This is a genomic window from Streptomyces sp. NPDC050528 (assembly GCF_044457795.1).
Classification (GTDB): Bacteria; Actinomycetota; Actinomycetes; order Streptomycetales; family Streptomycetaceae; genus Streptomyces.
Genome location: NZ_JBITHH010000015.1, coordinates 65,450 through 91,315, shown reverse-complemented (window position 1 = coordinate 91,315; position 25,866 = coordinate 65,450). Strand labels below are relative to the sequence as shown.

The window sequence follows — 25,866 nt, the reverse complement described above, 5'->3', positions numbered from 1 at the left end:
TGCAGACGTGGAGCGGAGCACCGGTGACTGACTCGACCATCATCTATACGCACACTGACGAGGCCCCGGCCCTGGCGACGTATTCCTTCCTGCCGGTGGTCCAGGCGTACGCCTCGCAGGCGGGTGTCGCCGTGACCACGCGGGACATCTCGCTGGCGGGGCGCATCATCGCCGTGTTCCCGGAGTACCTCACCGAGGACCAGCGGATCCCGGACGCCCTGCACGAGCTGGGCGAACTGGCGAAGACGCCCGAGGCCAACATCATCAAGCTGCCGAACATCTCGGCGTCCATCCCGCAGCTCAAGGCCGCCGTGGCCGAGCTGCAGGAGCAGGGCTACGCGCTGCCGAACTACCCGGACGACCCGAAGACCGACGAGGAGCGGGACATCCAGTCGCGCTACGACAAGGTCAAGGGTTCCGCCGTGAACCCGGTCCTGCGTGAGGGCAACTCCGACCGGCGCGCCCCCGCCTCGGTCAAGAACTACGCCAAGACCCACCCGCACCGCATGGGCGCCTGGTCGGCGGACTCGAAGACCAACGTGGCGACGATGGGCGAGAACGACTTCCGCTCCACCGAGAAGTCCACGACGATCACCGAGGCCGGTTCGCTGCGCATCGAGCTGGTCGCCGAGGACGGCACCACCACCGTGCTGCGCGAGTCCGTACCCGTCCTCAAGGACGAGGTCGTCGACGCCTCCGTGCTGCACGTGGCCGAGCTGCGCTCCTTCCTCACCGCGCAGATCGCCCGCGCCAAGGCCGAGGACATCCTGTTCTCCGTGCACCTCAAGGCCACGATGATGAAGGTCTCCGACCCGATCATCTTCGGCCACGTGGTCCGCGCCTTCTTCCCGAAGACATTCGAGCAGTACGGCGCGACGCTCGCCGCGGCCGGTCTGTCCGCGAACGACGGTCTCGGCGGCATCCTCAAGGGCCTGGCCGCGCTGCCCGAGGGCGACGCGATCAAGGCGTCCTTCGACGCGGAGATCGCCGAGGGCCCCGCGCTCGCGATGGTCGACTCCGACAAGGGCATCACCAACCTGCACGTGCCGTCCGACGTCATCGTCGACGCCTCGATGCCGGCCATGATCCGCACCTCCGGCCACATGTGGGGCCCGGACGGCGCCGAGGCGGACACCCTCGCGGTGCTCCCGGACTCCTCCTACTCCGGCGTCTACCAGGCCGTCCTCGACGACTGCCGCGCGCACGGCGCCTACGACCCCTCCACCATGGGCTCGGTGCCGAACGTCGGCCTCATGGCGCAGAAGGCCGAGGAGTACGGCTCCCACGACAAGACCTTCGAGGTCAAGGCCGCCGGTACGGTCCGCCTCGTCGACCAGGCCGGCAACGTCGTCCTGGAGCAGGCGGTCGCCAAGGGTGACATCTTCCGCGCCTGCCAGACCAAGGACGCCCCGATCAAGGACTGGGTGAAGCTGGCCGTCACGCGGGCCCGCGCCACCGGGAACCCGGCGGTGTTCTGGCTGGACGAGACCCGCGCGCACGACGCGCAGCTGATCGCCAAGGTCAACGCGTACCTGCCGGAGCACGACACAGAGGGCCTGGACATCCGGATCCTCGCCCCGGTCGAGGCCACCAAGCTGTCGGTGGAGCGCATCCGCCGCGGCGAGGACACGATCTCGGTGACCGGCAACGTGCTGCGCGACTACCTGACCGACCTCTTCCCCATCCTGGAGCTGGGCACCAGCGCCAAGATGCTGTCGGTCGTCCCGCTGATGGCGGGCGGCGGCCTCTTCGAGACGGGCGCCGGCGGCTCCGCGCCGAAGCACGTGCAGCAGCTCGTCAAGGAGAACTACCTGCGCTGGGACTCGCTCGGTGAGTTCTTCGCGCTGGTCCCCTCCCTGGAGCAGTACGCGACGTTCACCGGCAACACCCGCGCCAAGGTCCTCGCCGACACCCTCGACCGCGCCACGGCGACCTTCCTCAACGAGGACAAGTCCCCGACCCGGCGCGTCGGCGGCATCGACAACCGCGGCAGCCACTTCTTCCTGTCCCTGTACTGGGCGCAGGAGTTGGCCGCGCAGACCGACGACGCGGACCTCGCGAAGGCGTTCGCGTCGCTCGCCGAGACCCTCGCGGGCGCCCAGGAGAAGATCGTCGAGGAACTCGGCGCGGTCCAGGGCAGCCCGGCCGACATCGGCGGCTACTACCAGCCCGACCCGGCCAAGGCCGCGAAGGTGATGCGCCCGTCGACGACGTGGAACGAGGCGCTGGCTTCCCTGAGCTGACGCGGCGAGCCCGAGGGCTCTTGTCGACCGCTGCCCCGGCCGGAGTCTCCGGCCGGGGCAGCGGTGTTCCGCGAGGCGGGCGCCCAAGTGCTCCGCCGACCGCCCGTCCCGGTCAGGACTACGACCCGCCGCACTCACCAACCCCCGGGCAACACCCACCACCCACACCCCTCACCAGTCCCGCACAGCGATCAGCTCCTCCACGTCCGCGTCCGCGAAGCCGTACGCGTTGGCCACGAACCAGAAGTCCTCGGCTATCTCCTCGCGGGCCACCGTCTCGATGTCGCTGTCGGCCGCCTCGAAGTCGTCCTGAAGTGCGTTGAACTCCTCGGTGGCGACCTCGGTGAGGGCGTACAGAGCGGGCAGGTCCGCGGGCCGTTCGGTCTCGATGCGCTCGCACAGGCGCAGCAGGATCGCCTTGCCGAGGTCGACGACGTGGTCGGGGTAGTACGCGTCCCGGTACAGCCCGCGCAGGAAGGCGTGCTCGGTGATCTGCTCGTTGCTGACGGACATGGTGGTGCTCCCCCGGTCCGTGATCGTCGTTGCGGATACCTTGATGCTGCACCACGCCACTGACAACGCCTCCGGGAGCCGCCCGTGTCCCCCTCCGCGCCGTCCACCACGCCGGCCGCCGGACCGTCCTTCGAGCTGCTGCCCGGCGCCGCCGAATCGCCCGTGATCCTCCATGTCCCGCACTCCGCACGGGAGATACCGGCCGACGTCCGCGCGGACATCGTCCTGGACGACCCGGCGCTGGAACGCGAACTCGACCACATCACCGACAGCCACACCGCCCGGATCGCCGCCGAGGCGGCACGCGCGTGTGCGGTCACGCCCTGGCGGTTCGTGAACCGCCTGTCGCGCCTGGTCGTCGATCCGGAACGCTTCCCGGACGAACGCGAGGAGATGCTCTCCGTCGGCATGGGCGCGGTCTACACCCGCACCACCCACCACGCCGACCTACGCCCCGCCGACCACGACCCCGAGCCGCTGATCGACCGCTACTTCCGCCCGTACGCCCGGGCGATGACGGACGCGGTCGCCGACCGGCTCGCCGCCACCGGCCGGGCCGTCGTCATCGATCTGCACTCCTACCCCACCGCCCCGCTCCCCTACGAACTCCACGGCACCGGCCCCCGCCCACCCGTCTGCCTCGGCACCGACACCCTCCATACCCCGCCCGCACTGCTGTCGGCGGCCCGCGAGGCGTTCGCGCGCTGCGGGGAGATCGGGCTCGACAGCCCGTTCATCGGTACCTACGTGCCTCTGGAGTTCTACGGCAAGGAGCCGGCGGTCGGTGCCCTGATGGTGGAGATCCGCCGGGACACGTACATGACGGAGCCCGGCGGGGCGGCTGACGCTCCCGGAGTCGCCCGGCTCGCCTCCGCACTGGCGACGCTCGTGGACGCCGTATCCGGATAACGCACAGCCCTCCGGCTGGAGCACTCCCGCAGGACAGGCGGGCGGGGGCGTACGAGGGTGGACGCATGACCGAGGAGACCACCACGCTGACCGGCCAGGCACCGCCCCCCGTCCGGGACTGGCCCCCGCTCGACCTGACCGGGACGGAGTTCGACCCGGTCCTCGCGGAGCTGATGCGCGAGGGCCCGCTGACCCGGATCCGGCTGCCGCACGGCGAGGGCTGGGCGTGGCTGGCCACCCGCTACGACGACGTGAAGATGATCACCAACGATGCGCGGTTCGGCCGCGCGGAGGTCACCACACGTCAAGTGACGCGCATGGCCCCGCACTTCAAGCCCCGCCCGGGGTCCCTGGCCTTCGCCGACCAGCCCGACCACAACCGGCTGCGCAAGGCGATCGCGGGCGCGTTCACGGTCGGCGCGATGAAGCGGCTGCGGCCCCGGGCGCAGTCACTGCTCGACTCGCTGGTCGACGGGGTCGTGGCCGACGGGCCCCCGGCCGACCTCATCGAGCGGGTCCTCGAACCGTTCCCGATCGCCGTCGTCAGCGAGGTCATGGGCGTGCCCGACGCGGACCGGGAGCAGGTGCACGCCTGGACGCGGCAGATCATCTCCACGTCCGGCGGCGCCGAGGCCGCCGACCGGGCCAAGCAGGGCATGTACGCGTGGATCACGGACACGATCCGCGCCCGCGCCGAGAGCGACGGCACCGACGTGTACTCGCTGCTGGGCGGCGCCGTGGCCCGGGGCGAGATCAGCGAGGACGAAGCGTCCGGTGTGGCGGGCCCGCTGCAGATCGGCGGGGAGGCGGTCACCCACAACTGCGGGCAGATGCTGTACCTGATGCTCACCCGCCCCGAGCTGCTGGAGCGGCTGCGCGGTCAACCGGACTGCAGGGAGGCCGCGTTGGACGAGCTCCTGCGGTACATCCCGCACCGCTCGTCGGTCGGGCTGGCCCGGATCGCCCTGGAGGACGTCGAGTTGCACGGCCTGCGCATCAGCGCGGGCGATCCGGTCTACGTCTCCTACCTCGCCGCCAACCGCGACCCGGCCGTCTTCCCGGACCCGGACCGCATCGACGTCGACCGCGATCCCAACCCGCACCTGGCGCTCGGCAACGGCTCGCACTACTGCACCGGCGCCGTCCTGGCCCGCCTCCAGACCGAACTCCTCGTCGACACCCTGCTGGACCGGCTCCCGGGGCTCCAACTGGCCGTCCCCGCCGAGGAGATCGTCTGGCGCCGGAAGACGATGATCCGGGGGCCGCAGACGCTGCCGGTCACCTGGTAGGCCGAAGTCTCTGAATCGCCGTGCGCGAGGCAGGTGTTCCGACACCCGCCTCGCGCACCGGTGTTCACGCCCGCAGCCACTCCGTGACGACGACCTCGCCGCCCGCCCGCAGCCGTAGCGCGAAGGGGCCGGTCGGGGGTACGTCGCTGGTGAAGCGGCCCATGGCGTCGGCCGTGAGGGTGGTGGGGCGCAGGGCCTGGGGGCCGTTCAGGACCTCGATGCCGGCCGGTTGGGGTGGCATCACCTGGCCCATCAGGCCCTCGCTCGTCACCTCCACGTCGATGCTGAGTTCGCCCGCGGTGAAGGTCAGCATGCGGGGCGCGGCCGTGACCCCTCTGACCGGAATCGCGTCGACCAGCGAGTCGAAGGTCAGCTCCGCGAGCCGGGCGTCCATGTCGTACAACGCGTAGGCGTCCATGGCGAGTTGGCGCAGCTCGGCGGGGACCGGGTCCAGGATGGCGACGGCCTGGCGCAGCTCCTCCTCCAGGAGTCCGTCCTCGAACTCCCCGGCGCCGTCGTCTTGTTCACCCTCCTGCTCGGCGAACTCCTCGTCGTCGAAAGGGTCCTGGCCGAAGGCGCCGAACGCGTCGAGACCGTCGTCGTGCATGCCGTTCACACCGCCCCCCGGGCGTCGAGTCGGGCCCGCAGCCGGCGCAGACAGCGCTGGCGCATCGGGCCGATGCTGCCGACGGCGATCCCCAGACCGGCGGACACCTCCAGGTAGCTGGGCGGCGGCGAGGCCATCAGCACGCGCAGCAACTGCCTGCAGCGCTCGCCCAGTTCCTCGAACTCCTGCCACAGCCGCCGGATGCGCTCGGCGTCGGAGGCCGCTTCCTCCGAGTCGATCAGCGACTGCTCGGGGGTGCGCTCCTCGCTGACGCGGTCGAGGAGTTGGGGATCGTCCGTCGGCATGAGCCGCCGTAGCGACTTGATCACCTTCAGGCACTCGTTGCGCGCGGTGCTCGCGAGCCAGGAGCCAGCCTTCTCGGGTTCGCGGATGCGCCGCAGATGCTGGGCGAAGCGGAACCACACGGTCTGGTACACCTCGTGGCCGTCGGCGTCGGAGAGCCGGTGGGCGCGCACCACGGACCAGACCAGTGGGCTGAGCCCCTCCACGAGCGCCTTCCAGGCCGCCGCGTCGCCGTCGACGGCGGACTGGACGAGCGCGCCGACTTCTGCACGTTCCACGGTGCCACCCCTCGTGTACGGCATGTCATCGTACGCCGTGGAGGGGATGGTTCCGGCCCTCATGCCGGAGGGGCGAGCGGTACGACGGGGACCGGGCGCCAGGTGGGCGGGCGCAGCGCCGGTACATGCGCCCCGCGCACTTCGGCGTACTCGGTGTTCCCCGTGAGGAGTTGGGTGCGGGCGGCGCGTGCGTCGGCCTCCTTGTTGGCCGTCATGAAGGCGGCGACCATGCCGGCGGCGACGGGGGCGGCGAACGAGGTGCCGCTCCAGCGCGCGAGCCCGTCGAACGTCACCTGGTCCGGGCTGCCCGGCTCGGCGTCCCCGGCCTGGCTCAACACGCCCTTGTGGGCGGGCGACTGGCAGGTGCAGGAGTAGGTGAAGCCGAACCGGCAGGCGTCGTAGGTGGTGTGCTGGTAGGCGTACGGCGTGGGCGCGTCGAAGCCGGTGAGGGGGCCGACGAGCCGCTCGCCGGGGGCGTACGCCTTCACCCAGGCGCCGTGGTTGCTGAAGCAGGCGCCGAACTCGCCGTCGCTGCGCAGCGCGCCGACCGAGAGGACGACGTCCTGGTAGTCGGGCAGGTCGGCGTAGGCGGCGGGCCAGAAGGGAGTGGCGCTGGCGTTGTTGCCGGCCGCTGCCACCAACAGCGTGCGCTGGCCGCGCAGTTGCCGCATGAATCCCTCGACGCCGAGGAGTCCGTCGGTACGGCCGTTCGAGGTACCGGCGGAGAGGCTGATGACGTCGGGCCAGCCGTTCTGGTCGACGGCGGCGAACAGCGCTTCGCCGAAGTCGGATTCGAGGATGGCGCCCGCGTCGTTGAGGGTGTTGCGGACGGTGACCTCGGTGTTGGGCGAGACGGCCGCGACGAGTCCGGCGATGAACGTGCCGTGTCCTACGTACTGTTGGAGCACTCCCGCGTCGTCGGTCTCCCGGATCTGCGCGTCGCCCTGGACGTGGGCGAGCAGCGGGTAGGAGCGGTAGTCGTGCATGAGTCCGGTGTCGATGACGAGGACGCCCACGGCGGTGTCGGGGTCGTAACCGGCTTCCGCGGGCGCCGGGTTGGCGCCTTCGGCGCTCGGGGCGGGCACGGGTTCGTCGCCGGGACAGGCGTTCACCGCGATCGACACGACGTGGTTGCGGCTGACGAGTCGGCGTCCGGCGCGGCCCTCCGGCTCGCGCAGGGCGCGCAGCGCGTTCGCGACGGCGTGGTCGCCGCGTCGGTCGCCCACGCCCGGGTCGCCGACCTGGATGCGGGTGATGCCGGAGCGGTTGGTCTCGGGGCCCGCTCGGCGCACGGAGTCGGCGCTGAGGCCGGTGACCGCGGTGAAGTGCGTACGGACGGTCTCTTCGACGACGCGGGCCTCCTCGCCGTCGCGGGCGAGCACGACGCCCTTCTCGTAGAAGAACTCGGCGGAGTCGTCCGGCCCCATCGCGAGGGGGACGTCCGGCATCGAGCGCTGGATCTGGTCGAACTGCTCGTGGAATCGCTGTGGCGCCATGGCGTGTTCCTCCCACTGCGGCGGCGGTCGTCAATCAGAGCCGCCGGACCGCTACTTGATACAGCACCAACCCTGTGTGGTCTGCACCTGGGACCACTAGGATGCGAGGAGTGACTGCGGGAAGCGACTCGGTTCTCGAACTGCTGCCGATGGTGTTCGCGGCGCCGAGCGAGGCGCTGGCCGGTGCGCGGGAGGTTCTCGACGGCGATCCGACGCCGTTCCGGGCCTCCGTGGCCCACCACGCGATCGGCATGTGGCAGCGGGACTTCGGCGATCTGCGGCTCGCCCTGCACCACCTGCGGCGCGCCCGCGACCTGGCGGCCCGCGCGGATTCCGCGGACCGTGAGGCGGACGTACTCGGCACCCTCGGCGTGGCGTTGGTGCACGCGGGCCGCACCCGGCAGGGTCTGGAGGCCTTCGAGCGGGGCATCGCGCGCGGCACGGGACAGACCCGGGCGCGGGTCCTGTTCCGGCGGGCCTATGTCTGGTGGGTGCTGGGCCGGCACCCGGAAGCCCTGGACGACGTACGGCGGGCAATTCCCGTGCTGCGGCAGGTGGATGACGTGATCTGGACGGCGCGGGCGCTCACCCTGCGCGCGACCGTGCACCTCGCGCTCGGCGCGGTGGAGCGGGCCGACGCCGACTTCACGGCGGCCGAACTGCTGTGGGAGACCACCGGCCAGGAGCACGACAAGGCGGACGCGGTGGAGAGCCGGGGTCTTGCCGCGTTCCGGTCGGGCGACATCCCGGTGGCGCTCCAACTCCTCGACGAGGCGGAGGAGATGTACGCCAAGCTCGCCACCCCGAGCTTCATGCTGACCGTCCGCCGCTGCGAGGTCCTGATGAGCGCGGGCCTGGCCGGGGAGGCGCTGGCGCACGCGGACGCGGCGGTCCGGCTGCTCGACGGCATCGGCGGACAGTCCACGCGCAAGGCGGAGTTGCTGCTGGTGGCCGCACGGGCCGCACGGCTGGCCGAGGATCCGCAGACGGCGATCGCGCGCGCGGCGGTGGCGGTACGGCTGTTCGCGGCGCAGCGCCGCACGTGGTGGGAGACGCATGCCCAACTGGTGCTGATCGAGGCCCGGTTGGCGGCCGGGCGCGCGTCGGGACGCCTGGTCGCGGACGCCGCGGCGGTGGCCGACAAGCTGGCCGCGTTCGGCTCACCGTCCGCACCGGAGGCCTCACTGCTCGCGGGCCGCATCGCACTCGCCCTGGGCTGGACGGCGGACGCGGAACGGCACTTGGCGGTCGCCGCCCGCAGCAGACGCGGCGGCCCGCCACTGGCCCGGATGACCGGCTGGGCGGCGCAAGCACTGCGCGCGCAGGCCGCGGGCTCGGGTCGCGGGGTGCTGGAGGCGTGCCGACGCGGCCTCGACGTCCTCGACGATCACCGTACGACCCTGGGCGCCTCGGAGTTGAGGGCGCGGGCGACGGCACAGGGTGCGGAACTGGCGGCGCTGGCCCAGCGCGCGAGCCTCGCCTCCGGTGGCCCACGACGCCTCCTGGTCTGGAGCGAGCGCTGGCGGGCGACCGCCCTCTCCACTCCACCCACCAGGCCCCCCGCCGACCCGACCCTGCTCAGCGACTTGACGGCGTTCCGCGAGATCGCCGCCCGCGCGGAGGAGGCCCGCATGGAGGGCCGCCCGGTACCGGCCCTGGAACGCGAACAGCGGCGCCTGGAACGGGAGATCCGCTCCCGCACCCTCCACATGCGCGGCGACGCCCCCGACGAGGGCGACCGCTTCGACCCAAGTCGCCTGCTGGCACGGCTCGGTGAGGGACGCCTGGTCGAACTCGCCGTCGTGGACGGCCGGGTGCACGCCCTGCTGTGCGGCGAGGGCCGGGTCCGCCGCTTCGAGGCAGGCCTCCTCGCGGAGGCGATGGCCGAGGCGGAACACGTACAGGCGGGTCTACGGCGCCTGGCGCACCCCGGAGCGGAGGCTCGGCTCCCGGTGGTGGAGGCGGCGGGCCGACGCCTGGAGGAACTCCTCCTCGGCGAGGCGGCTCATCACCTGGGCTCCGGCCCGGTGGTGGTGGTCCCGCCGGGCCGACTCCACCGCGTTCCCTGGGCGTTGCTGCCCTCGCTGCGCGACCGCGTGCTCAGCGTGTCGCCGTCGGCGGGCAGTTGGCTGCGCGCCCTGGACACCGAACGGCCGCCCGGCGACCGGCACGTCCTGGTGCGCGGCCCCGGCCTCGCGACCGGCGGCGCCGAGGTCCCGGACCTCGCCGACCGGTACGGCGACAGGCCCACGGTCCTGGAGCACGACGACGCCGAAGTCCCCCGCGTGCTGGCCGAGTTGGACGGCGCGACCCTGGCGCACATCGCGGCCCACGGCACGTTCCGCGCGGACAGTCCCTTGTTCTCGTCCCTCCGCATGGCCGACGGTCCGCTCATCGTCCACGACTTCGAACGCCTCGCCCGCAGCCCGTACCGCATCATCCTCTCCAGCTGCGACACGGCCCGCCTCGCGTCGGTCGGCGCGGACGAACTCCTGGGCCTGGTCACGGCGTTGCTCCCGCTGGGCACGGCCGGCGTGGTCGCGAGCAGCGCCCCGGTCAACGACGCGGCGGTGGTCCCCCTGATGCTCACCCTCCACAAGGGCCTCAGCACGGGCCTGTCCTTGGCAGAGGCCCTGCGCGACGCCCGGGCGGCCCTGCCGGGGGATGCGATGCACCGGGCGACGGGGTGGGCGTTCTCGGCGTTCGGGGCGGCCTGAGCGGGGCGCGGGGGGACAGCGGTGCGGCCGATGTCGCCGGTGGGCGCGGCCCGTTCGGCTACGGAGGCCGGTGCACTGGTCCGGGGCGCGGGCCGATCGGCGGGCCCGGAGCCGACGGGTCGCGGTGCGCGGGCGCGAGGCCGTGCAGCGGGCGGGTCGGGTCGCGAGGCGGTCAGCGCAGGGACTCGGCCCCTGTGCTGGGTCCGGCCACGACACGGGCGGTCCGGCACTGCTCACCCGATCCCGCTCGGCCCACGCGCATCTCACCCGCGCATCACACGCAGGCCGAAGTAACCCCGCCCGCCCGGCAGTTCGACCCGACCACCGCCCCGACGGGCCGAGCCCGACCCGCACAGGGCGGCGCTGCTCAAGCCCTCGGTCACATCCCCCGTCACGCAGACTGCGTCGCAGGCAGTTCCACCAGCCAGGGCAGTGCTCCCCGGTCGCTCGCGCCGAGGCGGGCGTAGGCGCTGTAGAGGTGGTTGCCGACTGTGCGGACGGAGAGGGTGAGGCGTTCGGCGATCTGACGGTTGCTGAGGCCTGCTGCGGCGAGGGTGACGATCTGGCGTTGGCGGGCGGTGAGTTCGCCCAGGACCAGGCCCGACAGGGCCGGGGTGCGGGCGCCTTGGCAGCGGCGGGCCAGGGCTACCGCTCGGGTGCGGGACATACGGGCGGCGCGCGGGTCGCGGTGGGCGCGGACCGCCTGGGCGTGTGCCTCGGCCGCGAAGAGCAGGAAGCCGCGTTGCTCCAGCTCCCCGGCCACCTTGTCGAGTGCGGGGCCGTCGCCGTCGACCAGCGCCTCCGCGTGCCTCGCGAGGACGGCCGGGCCGTCACCGGGCAGTTGGGCGAGGCGGCCGGCGACACGTTCGGGAGCGCCGAGGCGTACGGCGTCGTAGAGGACGTAGGCGGCGGGCCTGGCGTCCTCGGCGGTGAGGCCGCGGGGCTCCTCGCCCTCTCTCCATCTGCCGTCGGCGATCTCGCGGGCCGCTTCCACATCGCCCCGGGCCGCCGCCAGCCAGCTGCCCGCGTCGCCGGTCGCGGGGCGGTGGGCGAGAGCCTCGTCGGTGGCCGGTACGTCGCCGGACTGGGCGGCGGCCAGGGCGAGTTCGGCCCCGCAGGCCCGGCTGCCCGCGGTCTGCCGCAGTCCCTCGCGCGCCCAGGCCGCCGCCTCGCGCAGCTCGCCCCGCAGTCGCGCGAACCGTGCGCGGACGGCGGCGTACCCGGCAGGGACCGGCGCGCCCTCCGCGACCAGCCACTCCCCCACGGGCGTCGGCAGCGGGCGTACGTCGGTGCGGTCGATGCGGTCGGTCAGCGCGGCCCGTTCGGCCGCGAGGGCCGGGGCGCACTGGTCCGGGGTGCGGGCCAGCCGGCGGGCCCGGAGCCGGCCGGCCGCGGCGCGCAGCGCGGGGCCGTGCAGCGGGTGGGCGAGGTGGACGGCGCCCTGGTCGTCGATCCGGATCAGCGCCTCCGTCTCCAGGCGTTCGAGGACGTCGAGGTCGAAGTCGTCCAGCGATGACCCCAACGGCTCGGCGAACGCGAGGCGTTCGAGGCTCTCGCGCTCCTCGGGGCCGGTGCGGGCGAGGACTTGCGCGGTGCGTTCGCGGACCGCCGTCGTGACCGGCACCGGGCCGCGCCACGCCCACTCGTCGGAGTCCGTCGCCCGGGTGAGCAGCCCACGCTCGCGCACCGCGCCGAACAAGTCGCGCAGCAGGCGCAGATCACCTTGGCAGAGGCCGTAGAAGCGGTTCACGGTGAGGGGTTCCAACGGGCCGCCGGCACCCAGCGCCAGCAACTGGGCGGTCTCCTCGCGGGGCAGCGGCTCCAACGCGAGGCGTGGCAGCAATTCGCCCGTCCACAGGCGGGAGACCGCCTCCGGTACCGGCTCACCGTCGGCCACGACGACCACCAGGCGGGTGCGGGCGTGGACGGCGAGTTGGTGGACGAGCGCGGCCGAGGAGTCGTCGAGGAGATGGGCGTCGTCCACCAGCAACAGCCGGACGCCGGACAGGAGTTGGACCGCGCGGTGCAGGGAGACGCTCTCGGGCAGCAGGTGGGCGAACGCGGCGAAGGGGAGCCGGCGGGTCTCGGGCGTCCCGGTGACCCTGGCGCAGTCGCTGCCCCGGACGGCCTCGGTCACCAACCGGGTCTTGCCCCGGCCCGCCGGACCGGTCACCACGATGCCGGGCCGCCCGGCCGTCAACGAACCCCGGATCAGCTCGACTTCGTCCTCCCGGCCGGTGAACGGCCAGGGCAGTGCCAGGGTCTTCGCGTCCCGTTCGAAAGTCATCACGCAGATATGAGTCCGGCTACTCACGCCTGATACAGGGTGACTTGAGTAGCCCTCGACTCAGGCGCCCGGGAACGGTCACCGGCAATCTGGTCGCATGACCGCTCGCTACTGCTCCCTCGCGCAGCAGCCGGCCCCGGAGTTCGCACCGGGACTGGCCGCCGAGCGACGCGGTGCGCTCATCGGCGGAAGCCGCATGTGGGTCAACGGCACGGTCCTGCACTACTACTTCTTCGACGCCGACCACCCCGAGAACACCGCGGCCACCGACACATCCGTCATCCCGGTCCCCGGGACCGGCGAGATGCGACGGGTGCCGTGGGGCGGCAGCAAGGAGCAGCAGGACGTCGTACGCGAGTGCTTCAGTGAGTGGCAAGGCCTCGGTATCGGCGTCGACTTCACCGAGGTCGGCGACCGTTCGGAGGCGGAGCTGCGCATCGGGTTCCAGCCCGGTGACGGCTCCTGGTCGGCGATCGGCCGCGACGCGCTCACGGTCGGTCTGTCCGACCGCACCATGAACTTCGGCTGGGACCTGACCGCAACCGGACAGCGCGGTACGGCCCTGCACGAGATCGGGCACGCCCTGGGGCTGCTCCACGAGCACCAGAGCCCGTTCGCCGGTATCCACTGGGACGACGAGGCCGTCTACGCCGAGTTGGCGGGCCCGCCGAACTTCTGGAGCCGGGACAGGACACGCTTCAACATCCTGCGCAAGCTCGACCCGGACGAGGTCAACAGCTCCGTCTGGGACCCGCAGTCGGTCATGGAGTACCCGTTCGCTTCGGGGCTGATCCTGGAGCCGGAGGAGTACCGCACGGGTCTGCACCCGCACGGCGGTCTCTCCCCCTCCGACAAGGAGTTCGTCCTGCGCTGGTACCCGCCCGTCGGCCCTCCCCGGCCGCCCGAGCTGGTGCCGTTCCGGTCGGCGCCGCTGCGCCTGGGACCGGGCGAGCAGGCCGACTTCGCGATCGAGCCGACACAGACGCGCGAGTACGCCGTCGGCGCCTTCGGGGACAGCGACACGGTCGTCGTGGTCTTCGAGGAACGGGACGGCGAACCGCGCTTCCTCGCCGGGCAGGACGACGGGGGCACGCCGCACAACGCCACATTCAAGGTCCGGCTCGTCAAGGGCCGCCGCTACTTCGTCCGTGTGCGCCTGTACTCCACGTGGGGGTCGGGGGACACCGCGGTGATGTGCTGGTAACAGCATGGGTACAGCCGCACGCGGGCGGACGGACCACAAGTCCGGCGCCGGGGGAAGCGGCCGGAGTTCGTAGCCTTCGGGGGAGGGATACGAACTCCGGCCACGCCGCCATGTCCAACTCGTCCAGCACTCAGGGCCCTTGAAGCCAAGCCCTCCAACTCCCGCACCTGCGCGGGACCTTGTGCCCTAGGCCCCCAACTCCATGGGCCGCGCAGGGTCCTTGGACCACTCCTCCAGCGAACCGTCGTACACGGACACGTCCGTACGGCCGAGCAGCGTGAGCGCGAGCGCGGCGCCCGCCGCCGAGATGCCGCCGCCGCAGTACAGGACGACCGGTGAGTCGTCGGTGTCGAGGACCGCGCCGACCTTCGCCGCGAGCTCCTCGGCGGGCAGGACGCGACCGGACTCGTCGAGGAGACCCCGGCCCGGGAGGCTGCGGCTGGTCGGGATGTGGCCGCGGCGGCTGTAACGCGTCGGGGCCGAGCCGTCGTAGCCGCCGACAGGGAGGGCGCAGACCAACGTGCCGGGGCGCTCGCCGCGGCTGACGGCGGCCACGTCCTCGATGCCGGCCCAGAGATCCGGACGTACGACGGGTGTCACGGGGCGGACCGCCGGAACCGGCTCGGTGTCGTCACCGGAGGCGAATGGACGCCCGGCCGCTTCCCACGCTTCGAGACCGCCGTCCAGGACCGCCACCGGTACGCCGATCGCCCGCAGCATCCACCACAGCCGCGCGGCCCAGATCCCGCCGCCGCTGTCGTAGGACACGACCTCGCTGCCCTCCCCCACGCCCAGCCTGGCCAGGGCGGCGGCGAGGGCCTCGGGGGACGGCACGGCGAAGTGGTACGGCGCGTCGTGGTCGGAGAGGTCGCCGGTCAGGTCGGCGTGTCGCGACCCGGGCAGGTGCCGTTCCGCCCATGACTCGTGCCCGCTCGCGGAGCGGTAGTCGCCGTCCTCGCGGGGTGAGGGCAGGAGCGCGGTGGCGTCGAGGACGACCAGCCGGGGATCGTCGAGGTGGGCGGCGAGCCAGGTGTCGTCGACCAGCGGGCCGGGCAGCAGGGAGGTGGTCATGGCGGCCGATGGTACGCCCGCGACCTGGGCGTCTCACGCCTCGGGCATGGCCGTCTCGGATATCGGACCCTGCTTGCACAGAATCCGGGTGGTGCGGTTATCGTTCGGCCATCTACGCGGGAGCCCCTACCCGGTTGGGCTGAGAGGGCGTCTGGGACCGGCTCGTCGAGAGTCCGGCCCCCATGGGGACGCCGACCGCACCACTCGCGCCTCAGCGCCCGCGTAGGAGTTCACGTGTCTGCAGCAGTCGAGCCTCGGCATCCGGTGGTCAACACCCGTGCGCGCCGCTCCTGTTGTTGTCGCACGCACTGATCCACCGCCTCCGCGCACCCCCTCCCCTCTCCCTTCAGGCGCCGTCACGCCTGCGCACCTCCCGGAGCACCTCCATGCCGCACATACGGGTCATGCTGGACTATTTCCACCCTTGGCCGAATTCCGCCGGTCTGTACGTCGCCCGTGCCCGCCGCTGGTACGCCGAGGCCGGCCTGGATGTCGAGCTGGTGGTCCAGGATCCGGGACGCGGGGACACGCTGGAGTACCTGGCCCGGGGCGAGGTGGACTTCGGGATCTTCCCGCCGAACCGGCTGCTGGCCCGGCGCGCGGAGCACGGCCAGCCGCTGATCGCCGTGTCCGCGATCAACCACCGGGGCCTGGAGGCGATCCAGACCACCACGTCGACCGGGATCACCCGCCCCCGCGAGCTGGCCGGCCGCCGTATCGCCTACAACCCGACCCCGCGCGGCCGGGCCATGGTGCGCCACCTGGTCGCGGCGGACGGCGGCGACCCGGACGCCGTGATCAGCGTGGACGCGGGCAGCCGCGAGCTGACCGTGGACGACATCGCGGCGGGCGAGGCGGACGCGACCTTCGGCAACTACTGGTCCTGGGACGCCCTGCGCGGCGATCTCCCCGAAGAGCAGCGCCTGACCTGGCCGGTCGACGAGATCGGCGCCCCGCGCTACCACAGCTACCTGCTCGGCACGAACGAGACGCTCCTCGCCCAACACCCCTCCCTCGTACGGGACTTCCTCACCGTCACCGCACGCGGCTACGCGGCCGCGGCCCAAGAGCCGGACGCCACGCTGGAGTTGCTGGAGCAGGTGATCCCGTACTTCCCGCGCCCGCTGATCGCCCGCTCCCTGGCACTCATCGCGCCCACTTGGACGGACGCGGACGGCCGTTGGGGAGTCATCGACGAGGGCCGGATGGGTCCGTACGCGCACTGGCTCGCGGAGAACGGCGCGATCCCGGACGACCGGGACTGGGCGCGGTCCTTCACCAACGGCCTGCTGGACGTGGCCACATGAGAACCCTGGCCTGCCAGGCGAGGTCGCTGACCCGGCGCCTCGCCGTCGACTTCATGAGGGTGGGCAGCGCGCTGTGTCGGCCGTGACCGGACCGACCCGCCAGCCCTCCCACCCCTCGAAGGACCCGACATGCATCGCCGTACCGCCCTGTCCGCCATAGCCGCGACCGCCCTTCTCGCCGTCACCGGCTGCTCCGCCGACTCCACGGCCGCCGCGAAGGACGGCACCACGACCGTCACCCTCGCGCTGGACTGGACGCCCAACACCAACCACACCGGGATCTACGTCGCCCAGGCCAAGGGCTGGTTCAAGGCAGCCGGGATCAACCTCAAGATCGTGCCGTACGGTTCGACCGCGCCCGAGACGCTGATCGCCAACCACAAGGCGGACTTCGGCATTTCGTACCAGGAGGGCGTCACCACCGCGCGTGCGGCCGGGCAGGACATCACCTCCGTCTACGCGGTGACGCAGAAGACGGACGTGACGATCGCGGTGCGCGCCGACCGCGACGACATCACCTCGCCGAAAGACCTGGACGGCAAGACGTACGCGGGTTTCGGCGCCCCGTACGAGAAGCCACTGCTCCAGAAGGTGATCCAGAACGCGGGCGGCAAGGGCGACTTCAAGCAGGTCACCCTCAACACCTCGGCGTACGCGGCGCTTTACGCCGGCAAGGCCGATTTCGCGATGCCGATGCCGACCTGGGAGGGCCTGGAGGCGGAGCTGAACGGCAAGCCGCTGAAGAACTTCCAGCTCTCCGACTACGGCTTCCCGGCGATCTACTCGACCCTCGTCGCGTCCTCGGACCAGTTCCTGAAGAAGAACCCGGAGCTCGCGAAGAAGTTCCTGGCGGCGGTCGACAAGGGGTACCGCTACGCCGCCGAACACCCGTCCCAGGCAGCCGACTTGCTGATCTCGGCGAACAAGAGCGTCCTCACCAACACCAAGCTGGTGAAGGAGAGCGAGGCGCTGCTGGCCAAGGAGTACTACAAGGGCACGGACGGTTCGATCGGCACGCAGAGCGCCGCGCGCTGGCAGGCCTTCGCGGACTTCGAGTACAAGGCGGGCCTGCTGGTCGACGCCAACGGCAAGAAGCTGACGTCCACCCCGAAGGCGTCGACGTTCTTCACCAACGCATATCTCCCGGACGCCAAGTGAGGCCGCTCCTGCGGTCGTTGTGGCCGCCGCTCCTCGTCCTGACCGTGCTCCTCGGCGGCTGGCAGCTGTACGTCACCGCCGCCGGAGTCGATCCCACCACGCTCCCCTCCCCCGCCCGGGTCGTGGAACAGGGTTGGCTGAACCGCCAGGACCTGTGGGACCAGACGCTCCCCACCCTCCAGGAGACACTGCTCGGCTTCGCCCTGTCGTTCGCGGCGGCCTGGCTGGTCGCCGTCCTCCTCGACTTCTCCTCGGCGGCCCGCCGGGGCCTGTACCCGCTACTGGTCGCCTCGCAGACCATCCCGATCGTCGCCGTGGCACCGCTGTTGATCATCTGGTTCGGCTTCGGGCTGCTGCCGAAGATGCTGGTGGTGACCCTGACGACGTTCTTCCCGCTCGCCGCGAACCTCGCGGCGGGCTTCGCGGCGACCGACCGTGAGGCGATGCGGCTGCTGCGCTCCCTGGGTGCGGGCAGGTGGCGGACGTTCCGCCTCGTCCGGGTGCCGAGCGCGATGCCGTACTTCTTCGCCGGGCTGCGCGTGAGCATCACCTACGCCGTCGTCGGCGCCGTCTTCGCCGAGTACGCGGGTGCGGAGGCGGGCCTCGGGATCTATATGCAGGCCCAAAAGAGCGCGTTCCGCACGGACTTGGTCTTCGCGGCGGTCGCGGTGACGGCCGCGCTGAGCATCGCCCTGTTCGGGGCGACCTATCTGCTGCAACGGCTGGTCCTGCCGTGGGAGCGGGCGTTGAAGGAGGACAAGGCGTCATGAGCAGTCTGCGTATCGAGGGCGTCGGCAAGTCCTTCGGCCCACTGGAGGTCCTCCGGGACCTCGAACTCGCCGTGGAACCGGGTGAGTTCGCGGCCGTGATCGGCCCGAGCGGCAGCGGCAAGAGCACCCTCTTCAACCTGGTCTCCGGCCTGGACCGCCCGACGTCGGGCCGGGTCCTGGTCGAGGGCGAACCGGCCGGCGTGGAGTCCGGCAAGGTGGCCTACATGCCGCAGAAGGACCTCCTCTTCCCCTGGCGGACCGTCCTCGACAACACGGCACTGGGCCTTGAAGCACAGGGAGTTGGGAAGAAGGAGGCACGGCGCCGGGCCGACGCTCTGTTCCCGGACTTCGGCCTCGACGGCTTCCAGAAGGCGTACCCGTCCCAACTCAGCGGCGGTATGCGGCAACGAGCGGCCCTGCTGCGCACGGTGGTCCTGGAACGCCCGGTCCTCCTGCTCGACGAACCCTTCGGCGCGCTCGACTCCCTCACCCGCACCGAGATGCAGCTGTGGCTGGCCGGCATGTGGCAACGCCACCGCTGGACGGTCGTCCTGGTCACCCACGACATCCGCGAGGCGGTCCTGCTCGCGGACACCGTGCACGTCCTCTCCCCACGCCCGGCCACGATCGTGGACCGCGTCGAGGTCCCGCTGGCCCGCCCGCGCGGCGCCGACGACTTCACCAACCCGGACTTCGCGTCCACCGAACGCCGCGTCCTGGACGCCCTGCGCGGCACAACGGCGGTGCGCACAGCATGAGTTCACACCTCGCCCACGGCCTGGGCACCGACCCGGTCGAACCCGACTGGCCCCCGCTGACGGACACCGAGGCCACGGACATCGTCGGCCCGGCCCGGGTGATCTGGCGCAGCCCCCGCCCCCTGTCGGCGGCGGCCGTCGTGGAACGCTCCAACCGCCGCCTGTTCGTGAAGCGCCACCACGTCTCCGTCCGCACGACAGAGGGCCTGGCCGAGGAACACGCCTTCCTACGACACCTGCGGCTGCGCGGCGCCCCGGTCGTCGAGGTGCTGGACCAGGCGACGCGCGGCGAGTGGACGTACGAGGTGCACTCGGCCGGAGTCGGCATCGACCTCTACCGCGACGCCCTGTCCTGGTCCCCGTTCCGCTCCCCCGCCCACGCGAGGGCGGCAGGCGAGGCGTTGGCCCGTCTGCACCTGGCGGCGGAGGGTTTCGACGCCCCGCGCCGCCAAGTGCAGCCGCTGGTCGCGTCGTTCACGGTGTTCGCCTCGGCCGATCCGGAGGCGGAGCTGGAGCGCTATGTGGAGGAACGCCCCCAACTGGCAAAGGGGCTGGCGGAGTTCCCGTGGCGGGAGGACACGAGCCGCGCCCTGCTCCCGCTGTACGAGGAACTGGCCCCGCACCTCCCCGGCCTGACCTCGCTCTGGACCCATAACGACTGGCACGCCTCCAACCTCCTCTGGAACGAGGACGGTTCGGTCGCGACGGCTCTCGACTTCGGCATGAGCGACCGCACAACTGCCGTCCACGACCTGGCCACGGCCATCGAACGCAACACGGTCCAGTGGCTCCAGCCCGGCTTCCCGGTTCGCGAGGCAGACGCGCTCGCACTCCTCACCGGCTACCAGTCCGTACGCCCGCTCAGCCCCGCCGAGTCGAAGGCACTCCCCGCGCTACTCCCCTTGGTCCACGCCGAGTTCGCGCTCTCCGAGCTGGGCTACTTCCACGGCGTGACGCGATCGGCGGAGAACACCCGGCTGGCGTACGAGTACTACGTGGGACACGCGGAGTGGTTCGCCGGGGAGAACGGGCAGCGGTTGGTGGACCTGTGCGGTGCTAGCGGGGTGGCAGCTCGCGGGTGAAGACGACGCGGGGTCGGCCCGGGCCGTCGTAGTCCTCCACGGTGTGCGTGTCGAAGCCGAGGGTGCGGTGGAAGGCGATCGAACCCTCGTTGGTGACCGAGGTGATGGCCTTGAGGCGGACCGCGCCCTGTCGCCGGGCTGCCTCGATGAAGGCCGAGTACAGGTCGCGGCCGAGACCGGTGCCACGTGCGTCGTCCCGGGTGGCCACCAGGTGTACGTACCCGGTGTGGCTGGGCGTGACGAACCCGAAGAGGTAGCCCCGGATGCCGTCGTCGGCGCGGGCGACCAGACAGGTGGACCCGAACTCCTGGACCAGCGCGGTGAGATGGAGGGCGCGAAGGTCACGCTCTCCCCAGTAGCGTGCGTGGTCCTCCAGGACCTGGTGGAGGTCGGTGACATCGGCGGGTTCGATACGGACGTCCATGACATCGATCATGGCAGAGAGCCGTACGGAGTCGAGAAGGAGACGGGTCATGATCACGGGTTACGTTCTCGGTGAAAGCCTGCGCCCCGGTGCCGTGTTCGCGCCGCACGGACTGCGCATACGGAAGGTCGAGCGGGTCGACAACTCGGCGAGCGCGACGGCCGGGCAGCCCGACGCCTGGACGTTCGTCCACTGGGAGACCGACGACGATGGTGCCGCCGGTCGGATCGCGGAGGCGCTCGCCAATGCGTTGGAGCCGGACAACGGCTGGTACGCGGACTTCACGGCCGGGGACGAGCGGGTGGTCGTTTTCGCCGGGAAGGTGTTCCGGTATCGGCGCGGCGATCAAGCGGCCCGCGCCGAAGCCGTCGCGTACGGGCGGTCGGTGGGGACCCCGGAGCATCAGCTCGACTGGGAGGAGTGACCCCGCCGACGCCATTCCTGGGCGAGCAGTTCGTACGAGCGGACCCGGTCCGTGTGGTCGTGGGTGATGGTCGTGATGAGCAACTCGTCGGCGCCCGTGGCCTCTTGAAGCTGCTCCAGTTGGTCGGCGACCTGGCCGGGTGAGCCGACGAACTGGGTGTCGACGCGGTCCTGGACCAGCTCGCGGTCCTCGTCGGTCCAGACGTGGGCGCGTGCCTCGTCGGGGGTGGGGAACTGGATGGCGCCCTCCGCCGTACGGATGGAGCGCACCCACAGGCCGTAGCCGGTGGCGAGTTCGCGGGCCGTCGCGTCGTCCTCGGCCACGACGACGTCGGCGGACACGGTGACGTACGGCTTGTCGAGGAAGTCGGAGGGCTGGAACGCGGCGCGGTAACCGTCCGCCGCCTCAAGGACCGTGGCGGGGCTGACGTGGTAATTCGCCGCGAAGCGGAGGCCGTTGCGGCCCGCTACCTCGGCACTGGTGCCACCGCTGCTGCCCAGGATCCACACCTCGACATCGGCGCCCTCGCCCGGGACCACGTGCGCCTCGACGCCCTCCGGGGAGCGGTAGGTGCCGGCCAGCAGGGCGAGGACGTCGTCGATCTGGTCGCCGTAGTCCTGGGACTTGGCGTCGGGCAGCAGGAGCAGTTTGCGTTGGAGGGCGATTCGGGGTGAGCCGAGGAGGCGTTCGAAGGAGAAACGGGGCGGGATGCGCAGGCCGTTGGGGGCTCGGCCGTCGACGATCGGGGTCGCCGTCGGGAGTGGGGGTGTCGGTCGGCCGCCGGAGCGGCCCAGGCCCAGGTCGAAGCGGCCGGGGTGGAGCGCGTCGATCAGGCCGAACTCCTCGACCGTGGACAGCGCGGTGCGGTGGCCGAGTTGGACGGCGCCGGAGCCGAGCCTGATCGTGGAGGTCGCGGCGGCTGTCAGCGCCAGGACCACCGCGGGGGACGTGCCCGCGACGCCGGGGTTGAGGTGGTGCTCGGCGAACCAGTAGCGGGCGTACCCGAACTCCTCGGCCCTGCGCGCGAGTTCGATGGAGTTGCGCAGGGCCTCGGGCGCGGTGGAGCCGGAGGAGATGGGGACCAGGTCGAGGACGCCGAGAGGGATGGACATGTGCTCGCTCACTCCTCAGTGGCCGGCGGGGGCGGGCTCGGGCAGGACCGGTCCCCAGGCGAACGGCGGGTCCGGGATGTCCTTGCGCAGCACCGGAGTCACCGCCGACTGGAAGAGTTCGAGCGACGCCCGGTGCTGACTGTCCGTCAAGCCGCTTGCGTCCGCGTGGAGATGGAGCACCGTGTGCCCGAACTGCTCGTGGTAGCGGTGCACCTTGTCGATGACCTGCTGCGGGCTGCCGATCAGCGCGGAGCTGCGCTCGACGTAGTCCTCCAGGGTCTCGAAGACGATGGGCAGGCCCACCTGCTTCTGGAAGGCGAGGTTGCTCTCGAAGATCGGCCGATACGCGGTCAGCGCCTCCTGGGTCGTCGGAGCGACGTAGAGGCCGGCCGTGCCCGCGCCCACCGCGATGTCGGCCGGGTCGTGGCCGTAGTGCTCCCAGCGCTCGCGGTAGTAGCGAATCAACTCGGCATACGGCTCAATGGGGTTGGTGACGTTCGCGGAGAACAGCGGGTCGCCGTAGCGGGCGGCCAGGTCGACGCTCTCCTTGCTCGTCGCACTGCCGTGCCAGACGCGGACGGGTTGTTGGTACGGCCTCGGCCACACCTCCGCGTCCTTCAGTTCGGGGCGGAAGCGCGTCTTCGCCGTCACCTTGTCCTGGCGCCAGAGCTGCCGGAACACCTCGTAGCTCTCGGCGTTGCGCTCCCACTGGTCCTCGGGTGTGACGTGGAACAGGTCGCGCTGGGCGGTGCCGTTGCCCTTGCCGATGATCAAGTCGAGGCGCCCGCCGGAGAGATGATCGAGCGTGGCGTAGTCCTCGTAGGCCCGGACCGGGTCGAGGAGGCTCAGCGTGGTGACCGCCGTGAAGAGGCGGATGCGGCGGGTCAGCGCGGCGATGTGGCTGAGGACGACGGTCGGCGAGGAGGAAATGAAGGGGCGCTCGTGCCGCTCCCCCACGCCGAAGCCGTCGAAGCCCAACTCCTCGGCCAGCAGGGCGTTGTCGAGGACTTCGCGGAAGCGTTCGTGCGTCGGCTTCTGGATGCCCGTGATCGGGTCGGGGCGGTGGACGATGAGGGTGATCGCGAGGAACTTCACGATGCCGCCCGTTCCTCGCGCACGTCGTCGGGGTGGGCCAGGCCGAGGTGGTCGCGCAGGGTCGGGCCCTCGTACTCGGTGCGGAAGACGCCCTGTTCCTGGAGGAGCGGGACCACCTTGTCGGCGAACGGGTCGAGGCCGGTCGGAGTGATGTGCGGGACGAGGATGAAGCCGTCGCTGGCGTCGGCCTGCACGAAGTCGTTGATGGTCTTCGCGACCGTGGACGGGGAGCCGATGAAGGCCTGCCGGTTGCCGGTCTCGATGACCAGGTCGCGGATGGACCAGCCGTTCGCCTCCGCCCGCTCTCGCCACTCGCGGGCGGTCGCCAACGGGTCGCGGTACATGCGGACTTGGGCGCGTCCCTTGGAGATGTGGTTGTCGCTGACGTCCGGGTCGATCTCGGGCAACGGGCCGTCCGGGTCGTAGGACGACAGGTCCCGGTTCCAGACGAACTCCAGGTGCTTGAGGGCCGTGGCGCCGCTGACCTGCTGGCGGCGCACTTCCTTGGCCAGGTCCTCGGCCTCGGCGTCGGTGTCGCCGAGCACGAAGGTCGCGGCGGGGAGGATGAGCAACTGGTCGGACCTGCGGCCGTACTTGGCGAGGCGGGACTTGACGTCGGCGTAGAAGGCCTGGCCCTCGGTGAGGGTGCTGTACCGGCTGAAGATGGCGTCCGCGCTGGACGCGGCGAACTCGCGGCCCTCGTCGGAGTCGCCCGCCTGGAAGATCACCGGGCGGCCCTGTGGGGAGCGCGGGACGTTGAACTGGCCCTGGATGTCGAAGTGTTGGCCCTGGTGGACGAAGGCGCCCGCCTTGGCGTCGCTCACGAAGGTCCCGGTCGCCTGGTCGGCCACGATCTCGTCGCCATGCCAGGAGTCGAAGAGTTCCTGGGTGGTGGCGAGGAACTCCTTGGCCCGGGAGTAGCGCTCGTCCTGCGGCAGGAAGCCGCCGCGCCGGAAGTTCTCGCCGGTGAACGCGTCCCAGGAGGTGACGACGTTCCAGGCTGCGCGACCGGCGGAGAGGTGGTCGAGGCTGGCGAACTGGCGGGCCACTTCATAGGGCTCGTTGAAGGTGGAGTTGATGGTGCCGGTCAGACCGAGGTGTTCGGTGACGGCGGCGAGCGCGGCGAGGACCGTGAAGGTGTCGGGGCGGCCGACCACGTCCAAGTCGTAGATCTTGCCGCCCTGTTCGCGCAGCCGCAGCCCCTCGGCGAGGAAGAGGAAGTCGAACTTGGCGCGTTCGGCGGTGCGTGCGAAGTGCGCGAAGGAGCTGAACTCGATGTGGCTGCCGGCCGCCGGGTCGCTCCACACGGTGGTGTTGTTGACACCGGGGAAGTGGGCGGCCAGGTGGATCTGCTTCAGGGGCTTGCTCATGTCGTACGGTCCCTCCGGCTCAGGCGGTGGCTGCGGCAGCGGCGTAGCGGTTGGCGGGGCGGGCGAGCCCCAGCAGTCCGCGCAGGGTGTCGGCCTCGTAGGCGCGGCGGAAGGCGTTCCGGCGCTGGAGTTCGGGGACCAACTTCTGTGTGATCGCCGGGAGATCGTGCCCGGCGACGGCGGGCCGCAGCCGGAAGCCGGTCAGGCCTGTCTCCTGCAACTCCTGGAGCAGATCGGCAAGTTGAGCGGGCGTACCCGCGAAGATGCGGGCGTCGCTCGTGTACGGCTCCCCCGCGAGGGCGTCGAGGCGTTCGCGGCGGGCCACCGCCGTGGCCTCGTCGTCGTCGAGGAAGACCACCAAGTCGCCGAAGATGTGCAGGAGTTCGTCGGCGCGTCCGGCGGTCTGCTGCTCGGCACGGATCTCCGCGACGATCGCCCGCGCGTCGTCGGTGTCGTGCGGGGTGACGTAGCCGATGTCGGTAGCACGGGCCACCAGCCGGTACGGGATGGTCTGATGGGCCAGGGAGCTGACGATCGGCTGGCCCTGCGGCGGCCGGGGCGTGATGGAGGGGCCCTTGACGCTGAAGTGGCGGCCCTCGAAGTCGATGTAGTGCAGCCTGTCGCGGTCGACGAAGCGGCCGGTGGCGACGTCCCGGATCTCGGCGTCGTCCTCCCAGCTGTCCCAGAGGCGGCGCACGACCTCGATGTAGTCGGCGGCCTCGTCGAAGTGCTCGGCGAGGCGCTCCTGCCCGGCCTCGGTCCGCAGGCTCTCCAGGCTGATCGGCGGGAACGTGCGGCGGCCGAAGTGGTCGGCCTCGTGCGGGCGGGCGGAGAGCTGCACGCGCAGACCCGCGCGGCCGGTGCTGACGTAGTCGAGGGTGGCGATCGCCTTGGATATGTGGAACGGCTCCGTGTGCGTGGACACCACCGTCGGGACCAGGCCTATGTGGCTGGTCAGCGGTGCGATGCGGGCCGCGACGAGCACGGCGTCGAGGCGGCCGCGGACCTGGTCGGTGCGGCCGTCCAGCTCGCCGTAGTGCGAGGACTGGAGGCCGAGGCCGTCCTCGAAGGTCACGAAGTCGAGCAGCCCGCGCTCGGCCTCGGCGACCAGGTCGGCCCAGTAGGCGGCGGTGAACAGGTCGCGGGGCCGGGCCACCGGCTCGCGCCAGGAGGCCGGGTGCCAGCCGGTGCCGTCGAGGGCGACGGCGAGGTGGAGGGGGGTGGAGCTGGTTGGGGACACGGTGGTGCCTTCCTGGAGATCCGTACGAGATCGCCGATCCGGTCAGATGCCGGTACGACGGCTGGGGCAACGGGTCAGGAGCAACAGAGCGCGCCGGCCGTGCGCAGCAGGTCGATGTGGGGCCGCGTGGTGAGACGCACCAGGACGATGGACGCGCCACACATGTGCTCCACCTCCACGGAATCCGGCTTCGTAAGGGGCAACGGCAC

At 71.6% G+C, this 25,866-nt stretch carries 23 protein-coding genes; 11 read left to right on the top strand and 12 right to left on the bottom strand.

Features of this window, described 5'->3' with window-relative positions:
* Nucleotides 1–23 precede the first annotated feature (23 nt).
* Complete coding sequence (locus tag ACIBK4_RS40890) at nt 24–2,243, top strand: NADP-dependent isocitrate dehydrogenase (RefSeq protein ID WP_399003555.1); 2,220 nt, start codon at nt 24–26, stop codon at nt 2,241–2,243.
* A gap of 171 nt (nt 2,244–2,414) precedes the next feature.
* Here ACIBK4_RS40890 and ACIBK4_RS40885 read toward each other — a convergent pair whose 3' ends face one another.
* Nucleotides 2,415–2,756: a DUF5713 family protein gene (locus ACIBK4_RS40885; RefSeq protein ID WP_399003553.1), complete on the bottom strand. Its 342-nt coding sequence runs from the start codon at nt 2,754–2,756 to the stop codon at nt 2,415–2,417.
* Nucleotides 2,757–2,840: 84 nt separating this feature from the next.
* Between ACIBK4_RS40885 and ACIBK4_RS40880 the strand changes: the two genes are divergently transcribed.
* Together ACIBK4_RS40880 and ACIBK4_RS40875 are read left to right on the top strand one after the other, a co-directional pair.
* Nucleotides 2,841–3,665, top strand: a complete 825-nt coding sequence (locus tag ACIBK4_RS40880) for an N-formylglutamate amidohydrolase (protein WP_399003551.1) — start codon at nt 2,841–2,843, stop codon at nt 3,663–3,665.
* Nucleotides 3,666–3,730: 65 nt separating this feature from the next.
* Nucleotides 3,731–4,954: a cytochrome P450 gene (locus ACIBK4_RS40875; protein ID WP_399003549.1), complete on the top strand. Its 1,224-nt coding sequence runs from the start codon at nt 3,731–3,733 to the stop codon at nt 4,952–4,954.
* A 64-nt stretch (nt 4,955–5,018) separates the two neighbouring features.
* Here the strand turns inward: ACIBK4_RS40875 and ACIBK4_RS40870 are convergent, their stop codons facing one another.
* Genes ACIBK4_RS40870 through ACIBK4_RS40860 form a run of 3 tightly spaced genes read right to left on the bottom strand, consistent with a single transcriptional unit; the run spans nt 5,019 to nt 7,638 of the window.
* The gene (locus ACIBK4_RS40870; protein ID WP_399003547.1) at nt 5,019–5,561 is read right to left on the bottom strand and encodes a hypothetical protein; all 543 of its coding nucleotides are present in this window, start codon (nt 5,559–5,561) and stop codon (nt 5,019–5,021) included.
* A gap of 5 nt (nt 5,562–5,566) precedes the next feature.
* The gene (locus ACIBK4_RS40865; protein WP_399003545.1) at nt 5,567–6,205 is read right to left on the bottom strand and encodes an RNA polymerase sigma factor; all 639 of its coding nucleotides are present in this window, start codon (nt 6,203–6,205) and stop codon (nt 5,567–5,569) included.
* Complete coding sequence (locus tag ACIBK4_RS40860) at nt 6,202–7,638, bottom strand: S8/S53 family peptidase (RefSeq protein ID WP_399003543.1); 1,437 nt, start codon at nt 7,636–7,638, stop codon at nt 6,202–6,204. Before ACIBK4_RS40860 ends, ACIBK4_RS40865 begins: the two co-directional genes overlap by 4 nt.
* Nucleotides 7,639–7,748: 110 nt before the next feature.
* Between ACIBK4_RS40860 and ACIBK4_RS40855 the strand changes: the two genes are divergently transcribed.
* The gene (locus ACIBK4_RS40855) at nt 7,749–10,355 is read left to right on the top strand and encodes a CHAT domain-containing protein (protein WP_399003541.1); all 2,607 of its coding nucleotides are present in this window, start codon (nt 7,749–7,751) and stop codon (nt 10,353–10,355) included.
* Between the two features lie 391 nt (nt 10,356–10,746).
* Here the strand turns inward: ACIBK4_RS40855 and ACIBK4_RS40850 are convergent, their stop codons facing one another.
* The gene (locus ACIBK4_RS40850; RefSeq protein ID WP_399003539.1) at nt 10,747–12,642 is read right to left on the bottom strand and encodes a LuxR C-terminal-related transcriptional regulator; all 1,896 of its coding nucleotides are present in this window, start codon (nt 12,640–12,642) and stop codon (nt 10,747–10,749) included.
* Nucleotides 12,643–12,739: 97 nt separating this feature from the next.
* On the opposite strand from ACIBK4_RS40850, the gene ACIBK4_RS40845 reads away from it, so the two are divergent.
* Nucleotides 12,740–13,846, top strand: coding sequence for a M12 family metallopeptidase (locus ACIBK4_RS40845; RefSeq protein ID WP_399003537.1), 1,107 nt, complete (start codon nt 12,740–12,742; stop codon nt 13,844–13,846).
* A gap of 186 nt (nt 13,847–14,032) precedes the next feature.
* Here the strand turns inward: ACIBK4_RS40845 and ACIBK4_RS40840 are convergent, their stop codons facing one another.
* Nucleotides 14,033–14,917 (bottom strand): sulfurtransferase, encoded by an 885-nt coding sequence (locus tag ACIBK4_RS40840; RefSeq protein WP_399003535.1) that lies wholly within the window; start codon nt 14,915–14,917, stop codon nt 14,033–14,035.
* Nucleotides 14,918–15,303: 386 nt separating this feature from the next.
* Here ACIBK4_RS40840 and ACIBK4_RS40835 point away from each other — a divergent pair, with 386 nt between their 5' ends.
* The 5 genes from ACIBK4_RS40835 to ACIBK4_RS40815 all read left to right on the top strand — a co-directional run bounded on the left by ACIBK4_RS40835 (nt 15,304) and on the right by ACIBK4_RS40815 (nt 19,992).
* Complete coding sequence (locus tag ACIBK4_RS40835) at nt 15,304–16,224, top strand: ABC transporter substrate-binding protein (protein ID WP_399003533.1); 921 nt, start codon at nt 15,304–15,306, stop codon at nt 16,222–16,224.
* 129 nt (nt 16,225–16,353) lie between these two features.
* On the top strand, nt 16,354–17,382 hold the full coding sequence (locus tag ACIBK4_RS40830) for an ABC transporter substrate-binding protein (RefSeq protein ID WP_399003531.1): 1,029 nt from the start codon (nt 16,354–16,356) through the stop codon (nt 17,380–17,382).
* Complete coding sequence (locus tag ACIBK4_RS40825) at nt 17,379–18,152, top strand: ABC transporter permease (protein WP_366433474.1); 774 nt, start codon at nt 17,379–17,381, stop codon at nt 18,150–18,152. Before ACIBK4_RS40830 ends, ACIBK4_RS40825 begins: the two co-directional genes overlap by 4 nt.
* Complete coding sequence (locus ACIBK4_RS40820) at nt 18,149–18,910, top strand: ABC transporter ATP-binding protein (RefSeq protein ID WP_328827072.1); 762 nt, start codon at nt 18,149–18,151, stop codon at nt 18,908–18,910. The genes ACIBK4_RS40825 and ACIBK4_RS40820 overlap by 4 nt, the downstream gene beginning before the upstream one ends.
* Nucleotides 18,907–19,992: a phosphotransferase enzyme family protein gene (locus ACIBK4_RS40815; RefSeq protein WP_399003528.1), complete on the top strand. Its 1,086-nt coding sequence runs from the start codon at nt 18,907–18,909 to the stop codon at nt 19,990–19,992. Before ACIBK4_RS40820 ends, ACIBK4_RS40815 begins: the two co-directional genes overlap by 4 nt.
* On the opposite strand, the gene ACIBK4_RS40810 is transcribed toward ACIBK4_RS40815, so the two are convergent.
* Nucleotides 19,967–20,416 carry a GNAT family N-acetyltransferase gene (locus ACIBK4_RS40810; protein WP_399003817.1) on the bottom strand — a complete coding sequence of 150 codons (450 nt, stop codon included), beginning with the start codon at nt 20,414–20,416 and terminating at the stop codon, nt 19,967–19,969. The genes ACIBK4_RS40815 and ACIBK4_RS40810 overlap by 26 nt on opposite strands.
* A 49-nt stretch (nt 20,417–20,465) precedes the next feature.
* On the opposite strand from ACIBK4_RS40810, the gene ACIBK4_RS40805 reads away from it, so the two are divergent.
* Nucleotides 20,466–20,840, top strand: coding sequence for a hypothetical protein (locus tag ACIBK4_RS40805; protein ID WP_399003526.1), 375 nt, complete (start codon nt 20,466–20,468; stop codon nt 20,838–20,840).
* Here ACIBK4_RS40805 and ACIBK4_RS40800 read toward each other — a convergent pair.
* The 5 genes from ACIBK4_RS40800 to ACIBK4_RS40780 all read right to left on the bottom strand — a co-directional run bounded on the left by ACIBK4_RS40800 (nt 20,819) and on the right by ACIBK4_RS40780 (nt 25,821).
* Nucleotides 20,819–21,952, bottom strand: coding sequence for an LLM class flavin-dependent oxidoreductase (locus tag ACIBK4_RS40800; RefSeq protein ID WP_399003525.1), 1,134 nt, complete (start codon nt 21,950–21,952; stop codon nt 20,819–20,821). The genes ACIBK4_RS40805 and ACIBK4_RS40800 overlap by 22 nt on opposite strands.
* Before the next feature lie 15 nt (nt 21,953–21,967).
* Nucleotides 21,968–23,047: an LLM class flavin-dependent oxidoreductase gene (locus tag ACIBK4_RS40795; protein WP_399003523.1), complete on the bottom strand. Its 1,080-nt coding sequence runs from the start codon at nt 23,045–23,047 to the stop codon at nt 21,968–21,970.
* On the bottom strand, nt 23,044–24,417 hold the full coding sequence (locus ACIBK4_RS40790) for an NtaA/DmoA family FMN-dependent monooxygenase (protein ID WP_399003521.1): 1,374 nt from the start codon (nt 24,415–24,417) through the stop codon (nt 23,044–23,046). Before ACIBK4_RS40790 ends, ACIBK4_RS40795 begins: the two co-directional genes overlap by 4 nt.
* A gap of 19 nt (nt 24,418–24,436) precedes the next feature.
* Nucleotides 24,437–25,657, bottom strand: coding sequence for an LLM class flavin-dependent oxidoreductase (locus tag ACIBK4_RS40785; protein WP_399003520.1), 1,221 nt, complete (start codon nt 25,655–25,657; stop codon nt 24,437–24,439).
* A 74-nt stretch (nt 25,658–25,731) separates the two neighbouring features.
* Complete coding sequence (locus ACIBK4_RS40780) at nt 25,732–25,821, bottom strand: putative leader peptide (protein WP_399003518.1); 90 nt, start codon at nt 25,819–25,821, stop codon at nt 25,732–25,734.
* Nucleotides 25,822–25,866 lie beyond the last annotated feature (45 nt).

Bases quoted from the DNA above. Each gene is read 5' to 3' on its own strand.
- ACIBK4_RS40885 (WP_399003553.1), bottom strand. From the start codon at position 2,756: ATGTCCGTCAGCAACGAGCAGATCACCGAGCACGCCTTCCTGCGCGGG.
- ACIBK4_RS40875 (WP_399003549.1), top strand. From the start codon at position 3,731: ATGACCGAGGAGACCACCACGCTGACCGGCCAGGCACCGCCCCCCGTC.
- ACIBK4_RS40870 (WP_399003547.1), bottom strand. From the start codon at position 5,561: ATGCACGACGACGGTCTCGACGCGTTCGGCGCCTTCGGCCAGGACCCT.
- ACIBK4_RS40865 (WP_399003545.1), bottom strand. From the start codon at position 6,205: ATGAGGGCCGGAACCATCCCCTCCACGGCGTACGATGACATGCCGTAC.
- ACIBK4_RS40860 (WP_399003543.1), bottom strand. From the start codon at position 7,638: ATGGCGCCACAGCGATTCCACGAGCAGTTCGACCAGATCCAGCGCTCG.
- ACIBK4_RS40850 (WP_399003539.1), bottom strand. From the start codon at position 12,642: ATGACTTTCGAACGGGACGCGAAGACCCTGGCACTGCCCTGGCCGTTC.
- ACIBK4_RS40845 (WP_399003537.1), top strand. From the start codon at position 12,740: ATGACCGCTCGCTACTGCTCCCTCGCGCAGCAGCCGGCCCCGGAGTTC.
- ACIBK4_RS40840 (WP_399003535.1), bottom strand. From the start codon at position 14,917: ATGACCACCTCCCTGCTGCCCGGCCCGCTGGTCGACGACACCTGGCTC.
- ACIBK4_RS40835 (WP_399003533.1), top strand. From the start codon at position 15,304: ATGCCGCACATACGGGTCATGCTGGACTATTTCCACCCTTGGCCGAAT.
- ACIBK4_RS40830 (WP_399003531.1), top strand. From the start codon at position 16,354: ATGCATCGCCGTACCGCCCTGTCCGCCATAGCCGCGACCGCCCTTCTC.
- ACIBK4_RS40820 (WP_328827072.1), top strand. From the start codon at position 18,149: ATGAGCAGTCTGCGTATCGAGGGCGTCGGCAAGTCCTTCGGCCCACTG.
- ACIBK4_RS40815 (WP_399003528.1), top strand. From the start codon at position 18,907: ATGAGTTCACACCTCGCCCACGGCCTGGGCACCGACCCGGTCGAACCC.
- ACIBK4_RS40810 (WP_399003817.1), bottom strand. From the start codon at position 20,416: ATGGACGTCCGTATCGAACCCGCCGATGTCACCGACCTCCACCAGGTC.
- ACIBK4_RS40805 (WP_399003526.1), top strand. From the start codon at position 20,466: ATGATCACGGGTTACGTTCTCGGTGAAAGCCTGCGCCCCGGTGCCGTG.
- ACIBK4_RS40800 (WP_399003525.1), bottom strand. From the start codon at position 21,952: ATGTCCATCCCTCTCGGCGTCCTCGACCTGGTCCCCATCTCCTCCGGC.
- ACIBK4_RS40790 (WP_399003521.1), bottom strand. From the start codon at position 24,417: ATGAGCAAGCCCCTGAAGCAGATCCACCTGGCCGCCCACTTCCCCGGT.
- ACIBK4_RS40780 (WP_399003518.1), bottom strand. From the start codon at position 25,821: ATGTGTGGCGCGTCCATCGTCCTGGTGCGTCTCACCACGCGGCCCCAC.